Annotated in this window: 16 protein-coding genes and 2 pseudogenes; 10 read left to right on the top strand and 8 right to left on the bottom strand. The window is 55.4% G+C overall.

Features of this window, described 5'->3' with window-relative positions; translation table 11 throughout:
• Nucleotides 1-6: 6 nt before the first annotated feature.
• A complete protein-coding gene (gene lexA / locus ASQ50_RS18785) occupies nt 7-615 on the bottom strand; it encodes a transcriptional repressor LexA (RefSeq protein ID WP_058090186.1) in 609 nt (202 codons plus the stop codon).
• Nucleotides 616-780: 165 nt separating this feature from the next.
• Here lexA and ASQ50_RS18780 point away from each other — a divergent pair, with 165 nt between their 5' ends.
• The 3 genes from ASQ50_RS18780 to ASQ50_RS18770 are packed head-to-tail and all read left to right on the top strand — an operon-like array spanning nt 781 to nt 3,207.
• Nucleotides 781-1,782 carry an amidoligase family protein gene (locus ASQ50_RS18780; RefSeq protein ID WP_058090187.1) on the top strand — a complete coding sequence of 334 codons (1,002 nt, stop codon included), beginning with the start codon at nt 781-783 and terminating at the stop codon, nt 1,780-1,782.
• Complete coding sequence (locus ASQ50_RS18775) at nt 1,775-2,518, top strand: gamma-glutamyl-gamma-aminobutyrate hydrolase family protein (protein ID WP_058090188.1); 744 nt, start codon at nt 1,775-1,777, stop codon at nt 2,516-2,518. The genes ASQ50_RS18780 and ASQ50_RS18775 overlap by 8 nt, the downstream gene beginning before the upstream one ends.
• Nucleotides 2,518-3,207: an SIMPL domain-containing protein gene (locus ASQ50_RS18770; protein WP_058090189.1), complete on the top strand. Its 690-nt coding sequence runs from the start codon at nt 2,518-2,520 to the stop codon at nt 3,205-3,207. The genes ASQ50_RS18775 and ASQ50_RS18770 overlap by 1 nt, the downstream gene beginning before the upstream one ends.
• 10 nt (nt 3,208-3,217) lie before the next feature.
• Here ASQ50_RS18770 and ASQ50_RS18765 read toward each other — a convergent pair whose 3' ends face one another.
• Nucleotides 3,218-6,997 (bottom strand): translocation/assembly module TamB domain-containing protein, encoded by a 3,780-nt coding sequence (locus ASQ50_RS18765; RefSeq protein WP_227513213.1) that lies wholly within the window; start codon nt 6,995-6,997, stop codon nt 3,218-3,220.
• Nucleotides 6,994-8,742, bottom strand: coding sequence for an autotransporter assembly complex protein TamA (locus ASQ50_RS18760; RefSeq protein ID WP_082888522.1), 1,749 nt, complete (start codon nt 8,740-8,742; stop codon nt 6,994-6,996). Before ASQ50_RS18760 ends, ASQ50_RS18765 begins: the two co-directional genes overlap by 4 nt.
• Before the next feature lie 138 nt (nt 8,743-8,880).
• Between ASQ50_RS18760 and ASQ50_RS20710 the strand changes: the two are divergent.
• The 5 genes and pseudogenes from ASQ50_RS20710 to ASQ50_RS18740 all read left to right on the top strand — a co-directional run.
• Nucleotides 8,881-9,070 (top strand): annotated as a pseudogene (locus tag ASQ50_RS20710) (acyl-CoA dehydrogenase family protein); the annotation flags it as partial.
• A 53-nt stretch (nt 9,071-9,123) separates the two neighbouring features.
• Entirely contained in the window at nt 9,124-10,131 is a 1,008-nt protein-coding gene (locus ASQ50_RS18755; protein WP_058090190.1) for a hypothetical protein, read from the top strand.
• A 108-nt stretch (nt 10,132-10,239) separates the two neighbouring features.
• Nucleotides 10,240-10,995 (top strand): response regulator transcription factor, encoded by a 756-nt coding sequence (locus tag ASQ50_RS20890; protein WP_058090191.1) that lies wholly within the window; start codon nt 10,240-10,242, stop codon nt 10,993-10,995.
• Nucleotides 10,996-10,997: 2 nt separating this feature from the next.
• Nucleotides 10,998-12,890, top strand: a complete 1,893-nt coding sequence (locus tag ASQ50_RS18745) for a sensor histidine kinase (protein WP_058090192.1) — start codon at nt 10,998-11,000, stop codon at nt 12,888-12,890.
• Nucleotides 12,890-13,360, top strand: a complete 471-nt coding sequence (locus ASQ50_RS18740) for a response regulator (RefSeq protein WP_058090193.1) — start codon at nt 12,890-12,892, stop codon at nt 13,358-13,360. The genes ASQ50_RS18745 and ASQ50_RS18740 overlap by 1 nt, the downstream gene beginning before the upstream one ends.
• A gap of 72 nt (nt 13,361-13,432) precedes the next feature.
• On the opposite strand, the gene ASQ50_RS18735 is transcribed toward ASQ50_RS18740, so the two are convergent.
• The 4 genes from ASQ50_RS18735 to tnpA form a co-directional block, all read right to left on the bottom strand.
• Nucleotides 13,433-13,987, bottom strand: a complete 555-nt coding sequence (locus ASQ50_RS18735; RefSeq protein ID WP_058090194.1) for a hypothetical protein — start codon at nt 13,985-13,987, stop codon at nt 13,433-13,435.
• A gap of 436 nt (nt 13,988-14,423) precedes the next feature.
• Nucleotides 14,424-16,046, bottom strand: coding sequence for an IS66 family transposase (gene tnpC, locus ASQ50_RS18730; RefSeq protein ID WP_058092798.1), 1,623 nt, complete (start codon nt 16,044-16,046; stop codon nt 14,424-14,426).
• Between the two features lie 45 nt (nt 16,047-16,091).
• The gene (gene tnpB / locus ASQ50_RS18725) at nt 16,092-16,460 is read right to left on the bottom strand and encodes an IS66 family insertion sequence element accessory protein TnpB (protein ID WP_058092799.1); all 369 of its coding nucleotides are present in this window, start codon (nt 16,458-16,460) and stop codon (nt 16,092-16,094) included.
• Nucleotides 16,460-16,777 carry an IS66 family insertion sequence element accessory protein TnpA gene (gene tnpA / locus ASQ50_RS18720; RefSeq protein ID WP_058092800.1) on the bottom strand — a complete coding sequence of 106 codons (318 nt, stop codon included), beginning with the start codon at nt 16,775-16,777 and terminating at the stop codon, nt 16,460-16,462. The genes tnpB and tnpA overlap by 1 nt, the downstream gene beginning before the upstream one ends.
• Nucleotides 16,778-16,859: 82 nt before the next feature.
• On the opposite strand from tnpA, the pseudogene ASQ50_RS18715 reads away from it, so the two are divergent.
• Nucleotides 16,860-17,063, top strand: a pseudogene (locus ASQ50_RS18715) (metal-dependent hydrolase); the annotation flags it as partial.
• A 117-nt stretch (nt 17,064-17,180) separates the two neighbouring features.
• Nucleotides 17,181-18,419, top strand: a complete 1,239-nt coding sequence (locus ASQ50_RS18710) for an IS256 family transposase (protein ID WP_058092626.1) — start codon at nt 17,181-17,183, stop codon at nt 18,417-18,419.
• Between the two features lie 103 nt (nt 18,420-18,522).
• Here ASQ50_RS18710 and ASQ50_RS18705 read toward each other — a convergent pair whose 3' ends face one another.
• Entirely contained in the window at nt 18,523-18,762 is a 240-nt protein-coding gene (locus tag ASQ50_RS18705) for a hypothetical protein (RefSeq protein ID WP_058092627.1), read from the bottom strand.
• Nucleotides 18,763-18,925 lie beyond the last annotated feature (163 nt).

The raw sequence follows: 18,925 nt of genomic DNA, 5'->3' as shown, positions 1-18,925 counted from the left end.
TGGTTATCAATGCAAATCTGATCGGCGGATCACGCCCACACCCAGACCTTCGATAAACAACTCCTGTTCGGCCAGATCAATTTCAATCGGGGCGAACTCTTCGTTCTCCGCAATCAACCAGACCTTCGAGCCGTCCCTGCGAAACCGTTTTACCGTCACTTCTTCACCAACCCTGGCCACAACCACCTGCCCGTTATGAACATCCTGAGTGCGATGCACTGCGAGCAAATCACCGTCGAGAATGCCAATGTCTTTCATGCTCATGCCGCGCACGCGGAGCAGGTAATCGGCGGATGGCGAGAAAAATTCCGGTTGCAAAGTACAGTGCTCTTCAATGTGTTCCTGGGCGAGAATCGGGCTACCCGCCGCAACCTGGCCGACAACCGGTAACCCTGGGTCCTGCTCCACTTCCGGCAGTCGAATCCCCCGGCTGGCACCAGGCACCATTTCGATGGCGCCTTTCCTGGCCAGGGCCCGCAAATGCTCCTCTGCCGCATTGGCGGAGCGAAACCCCAGTTCGGCAGCGATTTCTGCCCGCGTTGGCGGGTAACCGGTTTCGTCTACGTACCGCCGGATGATATCCAGCACCTGGGACTGTCGCGCGGTCAGCTTCATGCATGTACTCCGGGTTTTCATCCTGGTTTTATATACAGTGATTTGACTATATACAGTGTTTTATCCAGTGTAAAGCCCGATTGAAATTTTCTGTCATGTAATCGGGCCGCTGCATATCGGTGTGTTATGGTTTAAGTCCGTGAATTATATGGATGCAAGGTGCCAATGAATTCGACAGAGCGTTGTGCGATGCCGGAGCGGCTTCGTAATCATCAAGGAGAAGAGCGTAGAGTTGGCGTGGAGATCGAACTCTCCGGACTGGGCTACGATGAATTGGTTGAACATGTCGCCCGCCTGCTCAAGGGCAGCCCGGAGCTGGAGTCGCGTTATGTCAGCCGTCTGGAGACTGACGCCGGAACCTTCACCATTGAGCTGGACTCTGACCCTGTGAAGGATCTTGACCTGGCGGACGAACGCCTGCCCGAGTCAATCCGCGAGCTGGGCACCCACGCCATGGATGTCATCGATTTTGCCGCAGAACGCATTGTGCCTCTTGAGATTGTCGGGCCACCTCTGCCCTTTTCCAGACTGGGCCTGATCGAAGAACTGGTAGACGAGCTGCGCGAACTTGGCGCGGAAGGCAGCCGGGAAGCGATTTATTTTGCTTTCGGCCTGCAACTCAATCCCGAACTGCCGGACCTGGAACCCGCAACCATTGTCACCTACCTGCAGGCCTTCGCGGCACTTTATGACTGGCTCAAATCCCGGCATCAGATTGACATAAGCCGAAAATTTACCACTTACATCGAGCCCTGGAGCAGCCGTTACACGGACATGCTGATGGCGGAAGATTATGCTCCCGACCAGGCCTCGCTGATGAAAGACTACCTGAACTTCAACCCGACGCGGAACAAGGCCCTGGACCTTCTGCCACTGTTTGCACATCTGGATTCAGAGCTGTTGCACGACTATGTGGACGACCCGAGAATCAAGAGCCGGCCGACGCTTCACTACCGGTTACCCGATTGCGATATCGACAACCCCCGATGGCATTTTTCCACGGTCTGGAACGACTGGGTGGTACTGGAGCAGATCGCAAACCATCCAGAGCACCTGAAAGAACTCAGGGAACTGTTCCGCGAAGCCCAGACATTCAGTTTTCGCAATCTCACCCGCTCATGGCGTGACACCACGGAACAATGGCTTAAACAGCGCGGTTATGTCTGAGATCTCAGAAGCACCAGAATCGCCGGGGATCACCATTGGCATCAGCGGCCCCGCCCGGCGCAGCACCGCCCACAGACTGATCAATCTGGGCCTGCGGCTGCATGGCGCCCACACGCACTACATTCGTCCCGGATCCAGCACGGACGTCTCCCTGCTCGATGGCCTGGTGCTCTCTGGCGGCACCCACGTACACCCCAACCGCTATGGCCAACAGCCACAAGTGACCGCGAGATACGACCTGAAACGGGACGAAACCGACTTCACGCTGCTTGAGCAAGCCGAGGAAATAGACATTCCGGTACTGGGTATATGCCGTGGGGCCCAGTTCATCAATGTCTTTCATGGCGGGTCGTTGTGCCAGAACGTGACCCCGCTGCGAATGAAAACCCGCCACCGCCCTTTGCTGCTACCCCTTCAAACGGTCCAGCTGGTCCAGGACAGCCGGATAGGCCGGCTGATGCACAGCACCCTGATTGGCGCGAACCGTATTCACAGCCAGGCGATTAAACACCTGGGGCGGAATCTCAGGGTAACGGCACTGGACAACGACCTGTTCGTGCAGGCCATCGAAAACACCGGGCAACAATGGTTGATGGGGGTTCAGTGGCATCCGGAATACCTGCTGTATCACACCGGCCACCGGCGGATTTTCAGCCACTTTGTGCATGCCGCCCGGGCTCGGAAACTGGAGCGGCTGCAAAGCCAAGATATGGCCTTTGGCCAGCAAGGAGACTGATGATGAAAAAATACACCAAAGCACTGGCCGCAACGGTGTTCGTGGCTTCATTGGCACCACTGGCCGTTTCCGCTGGCGAAGTGAGCCTGAGTGGGGAGGGCAGCGTTCGCTACACTCCGGACAGCGCCCGTTTGCAATTTACCGCCAGTGCCGAGCACAACCTCCCAGAGCGGGCTTCTGATCGCCTTTCCGAGACCATGGAGCAATGGCGCAAGGCGATACAGGGCATGCGCGACCAACTGGTGGACTATTCAGACGCCAACGTTAACCTGTATACCCGGTCACTACCGGTTCAGGAGCGTGGGCAACAACCGGAGCGAATGGCGGTGGCAAGCCAGACAGTCAGCTTTTCCATCGACAATCTTGAACTGCTGAACCCTCTGCTGGAACAGGCCCACAAGGCTGGTCTGCAATACCATCTGAGCGAACACCAGTTCTTCCATTCCGACGAAGAGCGCCTGCAACGTCAGGCACTGGCCAGGGCCATCGAGGATGCCCGCAGCCGGTGTGCCTTTGTGGCGGAACAGTTGGGCAAAACCTGTGGTGAGGTGAAAACCATCAACATCAATTGCGGCCACCGCCCGATGCCCATGATGATGGCGGAAGCAAGAGCCGCCAGCGACACCGTTTCCAGTATCGCCCCCCGGGAAATCCAGGCCAGCGTCAACGCCACCTTCAACCTGGATTAACAACCATCGATCAGAAATCCCGGGTGTAGAAGATATCCAGCGAGGCGGCCAGGCCACTGGCCGCCTCCAGATAGAAATACCGGCCCAGATCATATCGCAGTGCGACCGTGGTGATCGGTTCGAATATCCCGACGCCATACCTCAGGCTCAATTCATCGGTAATGTATCCGCTGGCCACCACCGCGGCCTCGTCTCCGGAGCCTTCCGTTTCCAGGGTGAGATTGCGAATGCCCAGCTCGTCTCCAATGCCCTGGGTCAATCTGCTGGCCTGGGTCAGCCCCAACGACAACGCAGCCTGCGCCATCTGGCCGTCATCACCGCGGCCTTGGGGCGGACGGCCCAGAATGATGTAGGACAACGCATCGCTTTGGGGCATGGAAGGTTCAGAGAACACCTCGGTTTCAGGGGCGTTCACGGGGCCGCTAAGCCGGATACCGGCAACAACAGTGTCTACTCTGCGCACTGCCTCTATGTCCAGGTAGGGTTCCGTCAGGGCACCCACAAACAGGATTCTCGCTCGCCGTAGTTCCAGATCCTGCCCAAATGCCTGGTATTGACCATTCACCAGTTGAAGCGCACCCCGGGTATCCATGTCGTTGCCAATCCGCAGAGTCCCCTCGAGATTCCCGGTCACACCGAAAGCATCAAACGCTACCCGGTCTTCGCCGACCACCACAGTCACGTCCATCACCATACGCCGGATGGTCGGCTCCTCGGTTTCAACTCCGACAATCACCTCATCTTCGGAGATAGAAACCGCTGACTCCGGAAGCCCCTTGATCTCGATCTCACCACGGGGTACTTCCACCCGTCCAGACACAGAGAGTTCACCACTGCGGAAAGCAATGGTGAGGTCTGGCCCGACTTCAACCCGGGCATAGGGTTCGACATTCACTGGCAGCCTATCGCCAACAATCGACAGCTCAATCTCGGGCTCCTGCTGCCAATTGATCATCCCCGAAAGTTGCCCGCTACTGCGGTCGTTACTGTTCCAGCGCCCGCTGATATCAGCGGAATCCCCGAGAAACTCGAGCACCAGAACCACATCGTTCAGTGGTAGTGGCAGGCCCGGATCGTAAAAACGACCATTCGTAAGAGCCAGCTCGCCATGAATCATGGGACGTAACAATGGGCCGGTAATTTCGCCTTGGCCGTTAACCTGACCTCCAATCTCTTCCACCCCGGCGAAGGCGGATGCAAAAGCCAGATCCAGTGAGTTCAGGCTGAAACGGCCCTGTACCGGTCGTTCTTCAGCCATCGGGTCAACCGCCAGCTCGGCATTAAAATCGCCCAGCTCCGGGCCTCGCAGGGCAACTGAAAGCTCAGCTATGCTGGGCTGAAGACGAGCATCAACGGTCAAACCCTCATGACTCAGGGTTTCCCAGTCATCCAGCACCAGGAATTCGAAGGTTCCCTCACCGGCATCCAGTGTGATTCTGCCATCCGGCCCTGCGTCGGTCAGTGACAGATCCACGTCGGCATCCAGGTGCGCACTCCATCGGAAGGTATCAGGCAACAGTGGTTCAAGGGCCGTGGTCGGAAACTGGCGAATCTGGAAGGCGATGTGGGCATCCGGCAATAGCTGCTGATCGTCAGCGCACACAGAACTGTCCTGCCAGCGCCAGCAGTGAGCGCCTAGGCTCAGTTTGCCTGCTTCGGTGTAGGCAAGGTCAGCGGGAGATTCCAGTTGCCACGTCTGGCCCGGGCCGGGTATGTCGATTTCACCACGGTTCAGGGCACCCTGCCAGGCATCAAGGCTTTCACCCAGGGCGCCGGCAAATACGGCAAGCAGGGTCGCCTCACTGTGGCTGGCATTGACTGTTAGCTGATGCTCATCCCGGGTACCTTCAAGGCGAAGGGATACGCTCTCCAGCTGTTGGTCGGCAGCACGAATCTCATTGATCTCCAGCGCTGCATCCAGCACACCGCCTTTGGCCAGACTGGCATCAAGATCCACGGCCTCAATCTGCAACAGATCCTGCCAGCTCAATCCGCGGCCAGCCACGACAAGCTCGGCGGTGGGATCATCCACGGTGCCCGCAAACTGCAGGCTGGCCTCCAGTTCACCAGCCAAACCTTCGGCAAACATCGCCGGTTCAGGCAACAGGATGGACAAGTCACCTGCCAGTTGGCTGCCGTAACGACCCTGCCCTTCTATACGGTTCTCACCCACAACAAGTACAAGATCATCCACTTGCCATTCGCGACCGTCACTGGCCAACTGGCCCCGGGCGCGAGCATTGTTCCCCTGCCATCGTCCCTGCAGATTCCAGTCCGCCGACATTCGGGGCAATGCGTCGTCCTGAAGCTGGCCTTCGCTGGTTACGTTGCCATCCAACCGGGACTCCAGCACAGGCACCCAATAGCCCGGATTGAACTGATCCAGAACCAGGGCAGCTTGCCAAGCCAGCTGGGAAGAAAAATCGAGCTCGGCTTCGCCAGACAGGGAACCCGCTCCGGTCGTCATGTCGAGCTGGGTGATACGGACAGCCTGAGTATCGCCATCAAGGCGGGCCTTCAGCTCGGCATCCCCAAGGGGACCGGCAACCTGCGCGTCAAGATCCGCCTGGTAGCGGTCTTCCTGGTAACTTGCCCGACCTTCCAGACGGTTGAGCGAAACCGGAGGCTCGCCCAGCCCCGGCACCAGGGTGTACCAGGGGAAGCGGTTCAGGGCCAGCCCCACATCAGCGGCCAGACCATCAGCCCAGGAGGCCTCGCCCTGCACCTCCAGGGTTCCGGGTGGCTCACCACCCCCTCTTTCCGGGCCGGCCATGGACAGTACCAGATCTGTCACCTTCTCTGTGGTGACCAATCCCTGGATAGACGTCTGGATATCACCCTCGGTACCCGGCAGTAGCGCCTGGGTACGGGTCCTGAAGCCGTTGGCCAGGGAACCGTCAAGGGTTAATCGCCAGTTCTTCAGCGTCAGTGTTTCCGGAAGATCATGATGGGCAAGAAAACGCTCGGATTCGAGTCTGATGGACGCTGGCAGACGGCTTTCCAGCGGCTGAACCTGCCCCTGTATATTCGCATTGAGATAACCACTGCTGGCACCTCGCAACCGCAAGTCCCTGACGCTGCCACCCAGGTTAACGGTGACCTGCCAGTCATCTCCCGATGGCGGCGGCAAGGATACGTCAACATCGATATCCAGGGGCCAATCCCGCCGCATGTCAGCGCGACCACTCGCCGATACCCGCATCTCTTCCAGCTGATACAGCACGTGTTCAAGCTCCAGGCTGGCACCGGAGGCCCGGGATTGCAGCTCAAACCGGTCCCAGATGGCTCCGTCATTGACCGTCAGCGGCCCCAGGGCAACATCCCCGATCACCACCGCCAGCGGCAGGTTAATCCTGGGAAGGCTGATATCACCGGAACGTTCATCATCAGATTCAGAGGGCTGCAGGGTCACTGCAATCCGATCGGCCTTGAGCGTGTCCAGGCAGATAGTTTTTTCGAACAGGCAGGTTGGGGACCAATCAACTTCCGGAGCCTCCACCACCACGCCCACGCCATAGCCGTGCCATTCAAGGCGCTCAGCCTGCCACTGGCCGAGCAGGGAGCCGCGATCTGCCTCGGTTTGCAACCCGGGAATCTGATCAATGGTCCAGGCCGTTCCTTTTTCGGTATGCAGGGCCAGCAAAATCAGCCCAACGACCACCAGAGGCAAAAACAGCAACAATGCGACAACCAGCAACAGCCAGAACCACCAGCGCCGGCGCAGCGGCTTTTTGTGTTTCTTCGGCTGACGTTCAGCCTGCTCTGGTGGCACCGGTGGATGATCGGTCACAGCTCTGGCCCCATGGAAAAGTGAATACGCCAGCCGCCGCCAAATTCCTCGTCCAACCCCTTGGCCACGTCGAGGCGCAACGGCCCTACCGGGCTCACCCAGCGAATCCCCAGGCCGGCACCTGTCGCCAGCCGGTCAAACACATCATTCACCGCGTTGCCCTTGTCGACGAACGCCGCCACCCGCCAGTTCCGGACAAACTCGTACTGATATTCGACACCACCGACCAGCTGAAAACGGCCACCAACGGCTACACCGTTGTCATCACGGGGCGACAAGGTTTCATAACCATAGCCCCGGACACTCTGATCACCACCGGCAAAGAAGCGCAATGAGGGAGGCACATCGGAAAAACTGTTGGTCGCCACCCCACCAAAGTTGAAACGGGTCAGGAACCGGTGATTATCAGCCAGGGTATACAGCCCCCTTGCGAGCACATTCACATGCAGGATATCTGCATCGGAAATAATCGCGCGATGGGCGCCGGTCACGTCAAATTGCAGCCGATAACCTCTCGATGGGTCCAGGGGCGAGTTGGCCTGGAGCTTGGAGTAACTGAGCCCTGGCAGCAACAGACTGGAATTGCCTCGCTCATCTTCCCCAATTTTGAAGCGCTCGCCTTCCCAACGTATTGAAAGCACCTGCATCCAACCGGTATCCAACTGATGCCGCCATTGCTGCCCCAGAGTCAGTCGCTCTGACTCCACATCCTCAATATTTTCTCGCTGATAACCGGTGCCCAACCGAATAGAATCCGTCATCGGTGGGTCCAGCGGGAGCTCATACCATCCACTGACGTTCTGCCGCAGCTCCGAAAGCTCCGTGTCTGCCCCGCGTCGATGACCCGTGGGGTTGGTGTAATGCTCTCGCCAGTTACCTCGGAACCGGGGGCCGACGTCTGTTGAGAAGCCAACACCGGCGCCTACCGACCGGGGCGGTCTGGGGGTAAGACCAATATCCACCGGTATCACACCATCCTCTGCCCGATTCGGTGAAGCATCAATATCCACACCGGAAAAGTAACCACTGCTTGAGAGATCGCTGTTGAGCTTCGCCACTTCATCGGCATGGAAAGGAATGCCAGGCTCAAAGGTCACAAACTGGTTCAGTAAACCGTCATCAAAACCATGGCCTTCCAGGAAGGTAACTGCTCCCAGGCGATACCGCTCGCCGGTACGGTAGTGCAAGGTAATATCTGCGTAATTCTCGGACGGGTCTACTTCCAGTCGGCGGGTCACAAACTCACCGTCAAAGTAACCCAGACGTCGCGCCCGATTCTGTATGGCCTGCCGCAGCGTGTTGTAACGGCCATGATGAAGCACATCTCCTTCCGCTGGCTCTTTCGGAATCTGATCAACCAGTACCGGATCTTCGCTGCCTGGCCCCTCGATCAGCACTGACCGGGAACGAATGCGTACGGGCTCCCCCGGTACCACCGTCAACACCAGCTCGGCCAGCCCATCCGCATTTTCGGTGACTTCGAATGTGATCACCGGATTGTAGTACCCCAGGGCCCGAATGGCCTGTTCAACCTGGGCTATCGCCGTGGAGGCGTAACGGCGCAGGCCATCGGCTGAGCGGCCTTCTACCTCACCCACAAAAATCCGGGCATTGTCTCTCAAGTCACTGTGATCGCCCTCAACCTCAACCCTGACCTGACTGGCATGGCTGGCAGACGCGCTCAACAGCACCGCAAGCCCGGTCAGCTTCAGGATTCTTTGTATGTGGTATCGGGCTAACAGCATGCAGTGTTTGGGTTTCCCACCTGGATGATTGACGAATCCCTGAGTCAGGGGGTGAGTTTACCGATAGCGGATGCGCGCTTCTACGCCTGGCGCGCCAAAATCACAATTGACCACAATGCCATCAGGGAATGCTGCCTGGCCCGGGCCGGCCGGGTGGGTAACCAGATTACGCTCCGCTGCGTGGAGCTGTGTGCTTCACTGGGGTACCAGGCTCGAAAAATGGGCCACGGACTCCAAAATACTCGATATTTTCGAAGGCACCCAGCAGGTCCAGCTGCTGATCATCGCCCGACGATTACTCGGAAAGTCGTCCTCCGAGCTGAAATAAGCTAACCTGTCAGGGACTTATATTATGCCCCTGACCAATGACAGGTAGCCCGGATGCTCAGGATTAACCGCGACAACCTTCGGTCCAGCCATCAGTTGATCTGGTTCCTTATCGATTTCCTGATGCTGAGCCTGCTGATCATCAACCTGGCCTTTATCATCTGGGATTCGATATACAGTTTCGTTGCGGTTCAGAACCTGCTGGAAGAAAGCCTCCCCGCCGTCAATGCGATCTACCAGCCGATCCATGAACGGTTTATTTTCTATGATCTGATCTTCGTCTCCATCTTCCTGACCGAGTTTTTTGTCCGCTGGGGCTACTCCGTCAAAGCCAAGGTCTACGACCGCTGGTATTTCTACCCGTTCATACACTGGTACGATCTGGTGGGCTGCATCCCCGTTGGCGGCTTCCGCTTCCTGCGGGCGTTGCGGATCATTTCGATCATCTACCGCCTGCACCAATACAAGATCATCGACTTCACCAGCACTCGCTTGTACCAGTTTGTGTCGTTTTACTATGAAGCCTTCATGGAAGAGTTATCAGACCGGATTGTTCTGAAGGTTCTGAGCGGCGTTCAGGATGAGGTAAAGCGTGGTTCGCCCCTGTTTGAACGGATCCAGACTGACATCCTGTTCCCGAGACGGTCCATGTTGTCGGATTGGTTATCGGAACGCGTCGCCCTGGCTGCGCAGCAAGGCTACATCCCAAATAGAGGTGCCCTGCGAGTCTATCTGGAAGACCGTGTTGACAATGCCCTGAAGCAGAATCTTGAACTGTCGAGACTGAAATACCTGCCGGTGGTTGGCCCAACCATACAGGACACGCTGGAAAATGCCGTTGGCGATATTGTTGCAAACGTGATCCACCAGATCCTGGAAGATCTGGCGTCTTCCAGCAATCACGCTTTTATCGAAGACATTGTGAACGTGATGCTGCCGGAGCCGGGAGAAGAGAAAGGAGCAAACCAGGAACAAGAGGCGTTGATCAACCTGATTCTGGAAATACTCGAGGCGATTAAGGACCAGGTGAGAGTGAAGCATTGGCGAGCCAACCTCCCATGACGCTCGGGTGCTGAAGGCTCAACATAAATTTACACAGCAAAATTTTACAGTCTCAAATAAAACCGTGTTACATAGGCTGACAGACTATGGATTCCAGAAGGACGTCGAATGTCTGAATCAAATTCGACTGCCTCAGACTTAAGGGCTGGCTACAGGGCAGCTGGACTATCTGAGCGTCAACTTTCATGTTTGAAAATATGCGCCGGGCTGCTTCAATCGCCGGACGAACAAAGTTGCACAAAGCTATTAGAAACCGTCGTCACTCATTATGGCGTTCCTCATGCTGCTCTGTTTGCCTATCAATCCGGGAGGTTGCGTACACTGGCGTCTACCGGTGGCGCAGCAATAAACGCATCGAGACAAGCCGTAAAAGCCAACCTCGCACCCTTTCTGAAATGGCCGTGTAAGCCCTACCTTAGAAACCTGCCAGAAAATGCCTGGATCTTCTATTGCACAAACCCGGGATTCGAATGGCTCGTTCCCATTGCACTCCAAGGGTCGGTCATTGGTTTACTCGCGCTGGCCGGCTTTGAGTCGCAACCCGCTCCAGGAGAACGTGATCAACAGCTCATGTCGATTCTTGCAAGCCTATTGACGGGCCAATTAATTTTCACCAGCACGCCAATGAACCAGAAAATTCGACATAAACACTCAGAATTATCGCTGCTATCACCGCGCGAAAAAGAAGTGATGAGTTTGTTACCACGAGGCATGAGCAACGCTCGTATCGCCGCCACTCTGGATATCGCGCCGGGGACGGTAAAAACTCATGTAGAACGTATTCTCAAGAAGCTTCAGCTTGAAGACCGAGCGCAAGCCGCTGCTTTTGCGGTGGAATCCAAGTTGGGCAACTCTGGTTGTTAAAAATGATAGCTACTATCAGAAAACATTGGCATGGGTGGAGCCTAAGACGTCGCAGCCTGGCTTCGCTGATTATCCCACTGTTGGTTGCGACCATCGTTCTCCTTGTTATGGCCAAAGTCCTTGCTTTCAACCGGCACGCAGAGGATGAACTTCAGCGCGGTCTGAGAGTTCTCGGGCAGATTCACGCTGCACACGCCGCATTAGCCGAGGCTGCCAGCGGTGTACGAGGGTATTTGCTGACGCAGGATGAAGCATTCCTGGCACCCTACCAGCGGGCTGAAGAGCTTTTGAAGCAATCGCTGCGACAGCTGGAAGTAGATGTGAAAGATTCAGTGCAGCGCCAGAATCTGGCCGATATATCAACGCTCATTGCAGTAAAGCTCGCTAACCTCGCCCAACTCAAAAACCCGGACCTAGCAGTCAACGGTGGCTCAATTCGCTCCTACTCGCTGGAAAACAAAGCGCTACTTGATCGTTTACGCCAACATATCAAAGAGATGGAGATCCGTGAAAATCAAATCATTCTTGCTTTGCAGCAAAACCTGCAACGGGCACGAAGAAGCAGCCAGTGGATCATTTTCAGTACTCTGGTTGTGGCTGTAGCACTTGCCGTATTGTTTTCTCAGGGTTTCGCCCGAGACCTGATAATACGGATACGCCGCATTCGAGATAACGCAACCAACATTGGTCGAGGCATCCCTTTGAAGGAGCGGCAGAGTGAATATCAAGACGAACTGGCTGAACTCGACAAGCTAGTGGTACAGACAGGTTTTATGCAGGATAAGAGACTTGAAGAGCTCAGATATGCTAAGTCACTTGCGGAAAATGCAAACCAGGCGAAAACTGACTTCCTGTCCCGCACCAGTCATGAACTGAGAACTCCTCTCAATGCCATAATCGGATTCAGTGATTTATTAGGCAACAACAAACTGACACGCGACCAATTACAGCATGTGGGTGTCATTCGGCGCAGTGCCAGCCATCTCCTCGAGTTGGTTAACGACCTCCTGACCCTTTCTCAATTGGAGAACGGGAACATCTCAACAGAGATCACACCCGTGTCATTGAAAGAAATTGTCACCACAGCAGTAGATTTTGTTTCCCAGGCAGCAAGAGCTAAAGCCGTTAAACTGAATATCTCGGACGACGACAAAAGCTATGTGTTGGCTGATCCGAAATGCTTGCTACAAATTCTCATCAATCTTTTGGACAACGCGATTAAATTCACGCCGAAAAAGACGACGGTCACCGTCAATTGGCGACCGTTAGGCAGTTCTGGTAGAGAGAATTATGAAATCGTCGTTCATGATTGCGGGCCAGGCATAACGCCCGGCTTTGAGAAAGACTTGTTCTGTCCCTTCAATCGCCTCGATAGCAAAACTGACGGCATCGGTTTAGGGCTGGCCATCAGCCGTTCTCTGGCAACAAATATGAGCGGCCACATAGAACATCGGGCCACCAAAGGTGGCTGTGAATTTGTGCTCAGATTGCCGGCGGCTGATGGTTCTTCACGAGGCAGAGGTTCAGACAGTTATGGCCCGCCTGATAGGGAGTCTAAACTGCTCAAAGAGGAAAGTTATCCTGAAACGACGTGGGTACTCGCCATTGAAAGCCCGGACCTCCCTATACTGTTTGAGACGCTAGCAGCTCGGTTTCACGCCAAGGTTATTCATGTGTCCGATCCATGTTGGCCGGAGTTACTCCCAGACACTCATGTTGTTCTCATCACAGACATACCAGCAGCTCGACTGGACCTGCCACCCAGCCTGCGGTCAGGAAAACAGTTGCACATCACGCCAGAGCCTCCTCCGAGCGATCAAAACAACGACATCCGATGGCTCGCTCCTCCCGCAACGCCTATGCGAATTCGGCTTTTATTAAAGGAGATGCATTAATGTCAGCGATTCTCAACGATATTCGCCAATCCAAGCTGCTGATCATCGATGATGAACCAGCAAATCTTGAGTTGCTCGAAGAGCTGTTTGCAAAAGAAGGCTTTGAACAAGTGCTTTCATCCGTTGATGCTGTCCGAGTCTCTTCACTTATCCAGGGATTTCGCCCTGACATCATTTTACTCGATTTGCGAATGCCTGATATTGATGGTTTTGAAGTATTAAGTTTGCTAGATGACTTGCGCGAGCAGGGGCACTGGATTCCAGTTGTTGTTCTCACTGCGGACATTACCAAGGAAGCTCGTTACAAAGCGTTGTCGCTAGGTGCCTCGGATTTCCTAACCAAACCCTTCGACCATATGGAAGTCGTGTTACGCGTGTGGAACCTGCTGGAAATGAGACGCCTTTACCTTCAACTAAAGTCCCTGGGCGAGTCACCGAATATGTCGCCCCATGGGCCATGGCAGTCCTGAGGCGCCAGAGCAGAGCAACATATCCGTTGTTACGTCCCGGAATTCATTTCCGGGACGTAACAAGCGCCTGGCTCAATTGCCGTAAGGCAGTGACGAGTGATGAAGAACGATGCGCAGATTGCCCGCGTCATCCAGCTGGTAACCAAATGACTTGTCTACAGTTGTAACAGAGCCATCATTATGGGTGAAATGGACGTTGCCCATGGACATAGCTACGGGGCCCGAGAGATGGATGGCTGCGTTTTCAAACTCAACCGCAGCCCAACCCTTGATGCCAAAACCTTCGTCATTTGGAAAAGCTTTGTCGTGACCAACGAAATACGCTAATGCGCCTTCAGCAGTCAGACGAATGTTCTGAGGAATAGCGGCCAGTGTCGGTTTAAACAAAACCGGCCCCATCGTGTAGCCATAGGCCGAATCGATAACCGCTCTTGCCGTATTTCGAGCTTTTTCAATGCCGCCTTCCGCATAGTGTTCTGAAAGCATGACAACCGCATCCCCCCACGTCTTTTGGGCAGCAAGTACATCTGCCTCAGAAATTTCTGCGTGGGCGTTTGCAGAGAAAGCCGCGGCCACAGCAAGAGCAACGAGACTGGAAATCTTATGTTGAGTAGCTAACTTGTTCATCTGGAATTACCTCAATTATTGATCCAAGAATGCTTGTCAAAAGCCCTCATACGCCAAACATCTTAGGCAAACCCAAAGTACGGGTCGCCTGCCGATCGGCATAATTTACTATATGCCAATCGGCATACTAGTTTTCGTAACATAAATGTCAGCCGGCCTCACTCTTGCCCCAGATACTGGCGCAGAACCAGGCGCTGACTAGGCTTTAGCAATGAATCGGATAACTACTTGTCCCAAAGTGGCAAATCCCGATCACCATCAAATCTCTATATAAAAACTCAACAATTGGTTTATAGAGGAGCCGACTGTGGCCACAACGAAACTCACTTCCGCATTCCCAGTTCGTAGGCAAGATTTTGAGTTCGAGCAAGTACCCAGATATTGGGTGAATGGGGACGCATTCATGAGTAAGCGCCAATAAACCGACCCACTTGCCCTAATCGTACTGAGCCACTTTTTTTGAAGCTGGCAACTCAGCATTCCAGGGCAACAATGTTTCCAGTTTTTCGAGGGTATCCGCTTCGGCAATGTGCTTCAGCACATGGTGGATGTAAGCGGAGGGCTCCAGGTTGTTCGCCTTGGCCGTTTCGATCAGCGAGTAACAGGTGGCACTGGCATTCGCGCCTTGGGTGGTATCGGCGAACAGCCAGGCCTTACGACCGACGGCGAAGGGCCGGATGGCGTTTTCGGCCAGCACGTTGCTGATCTGTAAATCGCCGCGTTCACAATACCCCGTCAGGGTACCCCACTGACTCAGGGTATAGTCCATCGCCTTGCGGGTGAGCGAGCCTTTCAGCACCTTGCTGGCGTTTTTCTCCAGCCAAGCCTTGAAGGTGTTCAGCAGCGGCAGGCTTTTTTCCTGACGCACCCGATAGCGCTCGGCGTCACTCAGTTCGTTCGCGGCTTTCTCGACGGCGTACAGTTTCCGGATGTGGCTCAGGGCCACGTCGGCTTTTGAGGGCGGGCCTTTTTTGCCCATGGCTGGCGCTGCCCGGGACGCGTCCACGAACTTGCGCCGGGCATGATCCCAACAACCGATGCGGGTCAGCTTGTTCTCGCGGCATACCTGTCCATAGCCGGAGTAGCCATCGGCTTGCAGGATGCCCTGGAAGTCATCCAGCAGGCGCACCGGTACCTGGCCACCGCGAGAGGGATCGTACTCGAACAGAACCGAGGGCTTTCCGGGCGGGCCGCCCCGGGTCACCCACATCCATTTATCCGATTGGGCTTTCTTGCCGTCTTCTTTGAGCACCTGAATCCGGGTTTCATCAGCTTGCAGGTAATCACTGCCATTCTGGGTTTCCCGCATCAGGGTCATCAGCGGTTTGAACACGTCGTTCAGGCGGATGATCCAGTGCGCCATGCTGGTTCGGCTGACTTCGTGTCCCAGGCGCTTGAGCATTTGCTCCTGGCGGTACAAGGGCAGGCCGTCGGCGTATTTGGAGGTAATCAGGTAAGCCAGCAGTGACGGGGTCGCAATGCATTTGCCCAGTGGGTGGGCTGAGCGCGGTGCAGCCACAATATGCTCCTGGCCACCCTGCTCGAAGACGGCTTTTTCCTGCCAGTATTCCAGCACCTTCAACTGTGCGGGAATGTACTCCAGCTCTTCTTTCACCTTGGTGAAGAAGGTCTTGCTGGCTCCGGCTTTCTCTTCGTCACTAAGGGTCAGCTCAATACGCTCACGCAAGAGCGTGTCGGAGAAGCCACGTTGACGGCGTTTGCGGGAACGCGGCGGTGCCTCGGCCTCTTCAACATCCTCAGGCAACTCATCGCGTAGCTCGTCAATCCCGACTTCCAGTTCGGCTTCGTCGAATAGAGTGATCTGGCTGGGCTGCTTTTCGCTGCTGGCTGCGAATTGCTGGATCTTTTTGTAGCGCAGCAACTCTTCGAGAATGGCGATGTAGCTTTCACGTGCTTTGGCCGCTTGGTCGCGCTGCTGAAGCTCGGCTTCTTTTGCGGCCAGTTGTTCTTGCATATCGCTGATAACAGCCAGCATTTCAGCGGTGGAGAGACCGCTGAAATCGGGTGTTTTGGAGGTGTTATCAGGCGTTGTTTTCATGCTGAAATTATAGCAAAAACAACGCCCTGACACACTTAAAAAGTGCTATCCAACACTCTCATAATACAGAGTTTTATGGCCCTTAAGCAGGGTGATGTCGTAGCCGTCCAGCAACCAATTGATCTGCTCGCCGTTCAGCGACATCAGCTCATCCTCTGGGCCCGGCCATTTGAATTTTTCTTCAGCCAAAGACTTGTAGTAGAGCACGAAGCCGTTGTCTTCCCACATCAGGCACTTGATCTTGTTGCGCTGCCGGTTGGTGAAGGCGAAAAGCGCGCCGGAGAACGGATTATGGCCTAACTCCTGCTCGACAATCAGTGCCAATCCGTTGGCCTGCTTGCGGAAATCAATCGGCTGACGATACAAGTAAATCTCTGGCAGATCCCAGGAGGGGCGAAGGTACCGATGGCGCATTACAGTTGCCTCAGCACGGCACCGAGTAACTCCACATTACCGGCGTGCAGCCCGGTGATCGAGACACCACCGGGCAACGACACGGTTAAGCCTTCCGACGATTTCGGGCCAGGCAACGCCGCCACCTTGGCAAAGCCAGAGAGCCCAGCCGGGCGCTCCGCAATCACGGTCTCCGGCTCAGCCAGCTTTTTGCGCCAGTAAACAAAGCGACAATAGGTCAGTGACTGCTGCTGGCAGTAGGCCATGCCGGACAAACCGGACGCCTGCCAGTCTTCGATATGTTGCTGCCAGAGACGCTTGCGTTCGGCGTGTGTCATGCTGATTCCTCCTGATGTTGACGAGGAAATCAGTGTGGGCAATCTTGATAACCGAATGTAGGTGCTAATTTATGGGCGCTTACCATTCATGACTCACGTGTTCAATGGAATGTCTGCGCTGTTTCCAGACGGTGAACGTTTTTTTGTCGCTAGCGTCCGGGCAGTGCGCGAAGCCGTCAACGATCCGCAACTGCAGAAAGACATTAGCGCTTTTATCGGTCAAGAGGCAATGCACGCCAAAGAACATGAGAAGTTCAACCGGGGCGCAACCGAAAACGGTTATGATCGAGTTATGGTGATTTCTGGTGTATGGAAGCAGGCTGAAGGGATGGCGTATCCTGTTGGTTGATCACCGCCAAGATCACAACCAACAAAGGATGGATACGCCACGTCCAAGTCTAACCTGCATGCTCTTTCACAACCAGAGGCGACCACGAACGATCCCTTGCACGATCTGATCCGACAGGGTGCCCGTGACCTGATTGCGCGGGCTGTCGAGTCTGAACTTCAGGGGCTACTGGATCAGTATGCCGATGTATTGACACCCGATGGTCGCAAGGCGGTGGTCCGCAACGGACACCTGCCCAAGCGCACGATCCAGACAGGCGTTGGGGATGTTGACGTCCAAGTGCCCAAGGTCCGGGACCGCAGCGGCTCCGGCATTCGCTTTAACAGCCAGCTCTTGCCACCGTATTTGAAGCGGGCCCGGAGTCTGGATGAACTCATCCCCTGGCTCTACCTGCGCGGTGTCTCCTCTGGTGATTTCCAGGAGGCCCTGAGTGCCCTGGTCGGCAAGCAGGCTAAGGGCCTGTCCGCCAACACGGTGTCACGGCTCAAGGCGCAGTGGCTGAAGGAACACGAGGATTGGCGTCGCCGTGACCTGGGCCAGAAGCGCTACGTCTACTGGTGGGCGGACGGTGTCTACAGCAATGTTCGTCTGGATGATCGACTTTGCCTGCTGGTGATCATCGGAGTCACAGAGCATGGCCACAAGGAGCTGGTCGCGGTGGAAGACGGCCATCGCGAGTCCGAAGCCAGTTGGAGAGAGCTGCTCACCGGCTTGCGGGAACGTGGCCTGGACGATGCCCCCAAGCTGGCCGTAGGCGACGGGGCTTTGGGCTTCTGGAAAGCGCTGAGCAAGGTGTTTCCGGATACCCGCCACCAGCGGTGCTGGGTTCACAAGACTGCCAACGTGCTGGACAAGCTGCCCAAGTCCGTACAGCAGAAGGTGAAGTCAGACCTGCATGAGATCTATCTGGCGGAGACCCGTGATAGCGCTCACAAAGCCTTTGACAGCACGTTAAGGCGATTTCGGGACAAGTACCCGAAGGCCATGGAAAACCTTGAGAAGGACCGGGATGAACTGCTGGCCTTTTACGACTTCCCGGCAGCGCACTGGATTCACTTGAGGACCACGAATCCCATTGAGTCCACCTTCGCCACAGTCAGGCTAAGGACCAAGCGAAGCCGGTCCTGTGGCAACCGCGACACCACGTTATCGATGGTGTTCAAATTGCTCCAATCCGCCCAGAAACGCTGGAAGCGGATCAAGGGGTTTAACCAACTGAAGCTGGTCGTGAACAACGTTCAGTTTCGGGATGGAGAGCGAGTGGATGATCAATCCGGCAGAGACGCCGCTTGATGGTCATACACCAGATTTGACAATAACTCGCCCCACTCACGGCAGATACCAAAGAATCCTTTGAGAGCCACATGCCCTATGGCTTTTTCGTCATCGAGGGTCATTATGTTCGTCCGTTCTTGGGCTGCTCTCGATCTTCCATAAAGTCTTCACTGACGCCTTCAGAGTCGAAATACTCGTCCCAAACCGGGTCGGTCGGCCGATCATAGCGCTTAACCGAACCTTTGAGGCGTTCCAGAGGTGTAAGCTCCTGAGGCAACGGCTCTGCCAACTCATCGGCATGGGCGGTGTGGGGATTGAGGCCTTCCAGTAGTTCCTTTTCCGTTGGTCGCTTTGTTTTCATCTCGGGAAATGCTCCATGTTGCCTGCCAGCGAAGAATCAAATGGGCAGTCAAATTTGACCACGAATTCGACGGGCCTGCATTAAGCCGTCGCCGATCGATGTTGTCGGCAAAGGGCAGCAAATGACTCGTTTCGGGGATCGCTCAACAAGTGGTCCAGAAACG

The sequence above is a fragment of the Marinobacter sp. LQ44 genome, assembly GCF_001447155.2.
Lineage (GTDB): Bacteria > Pseudomonadota > Gammaproteobacteria > Pseudomonadales > Oleiphilaceae > Marinobacter.
Note: the sequence above shows the minus strand (reverse complement) of the source record. Positions and strands in the feature narration are given on the sequence as shown.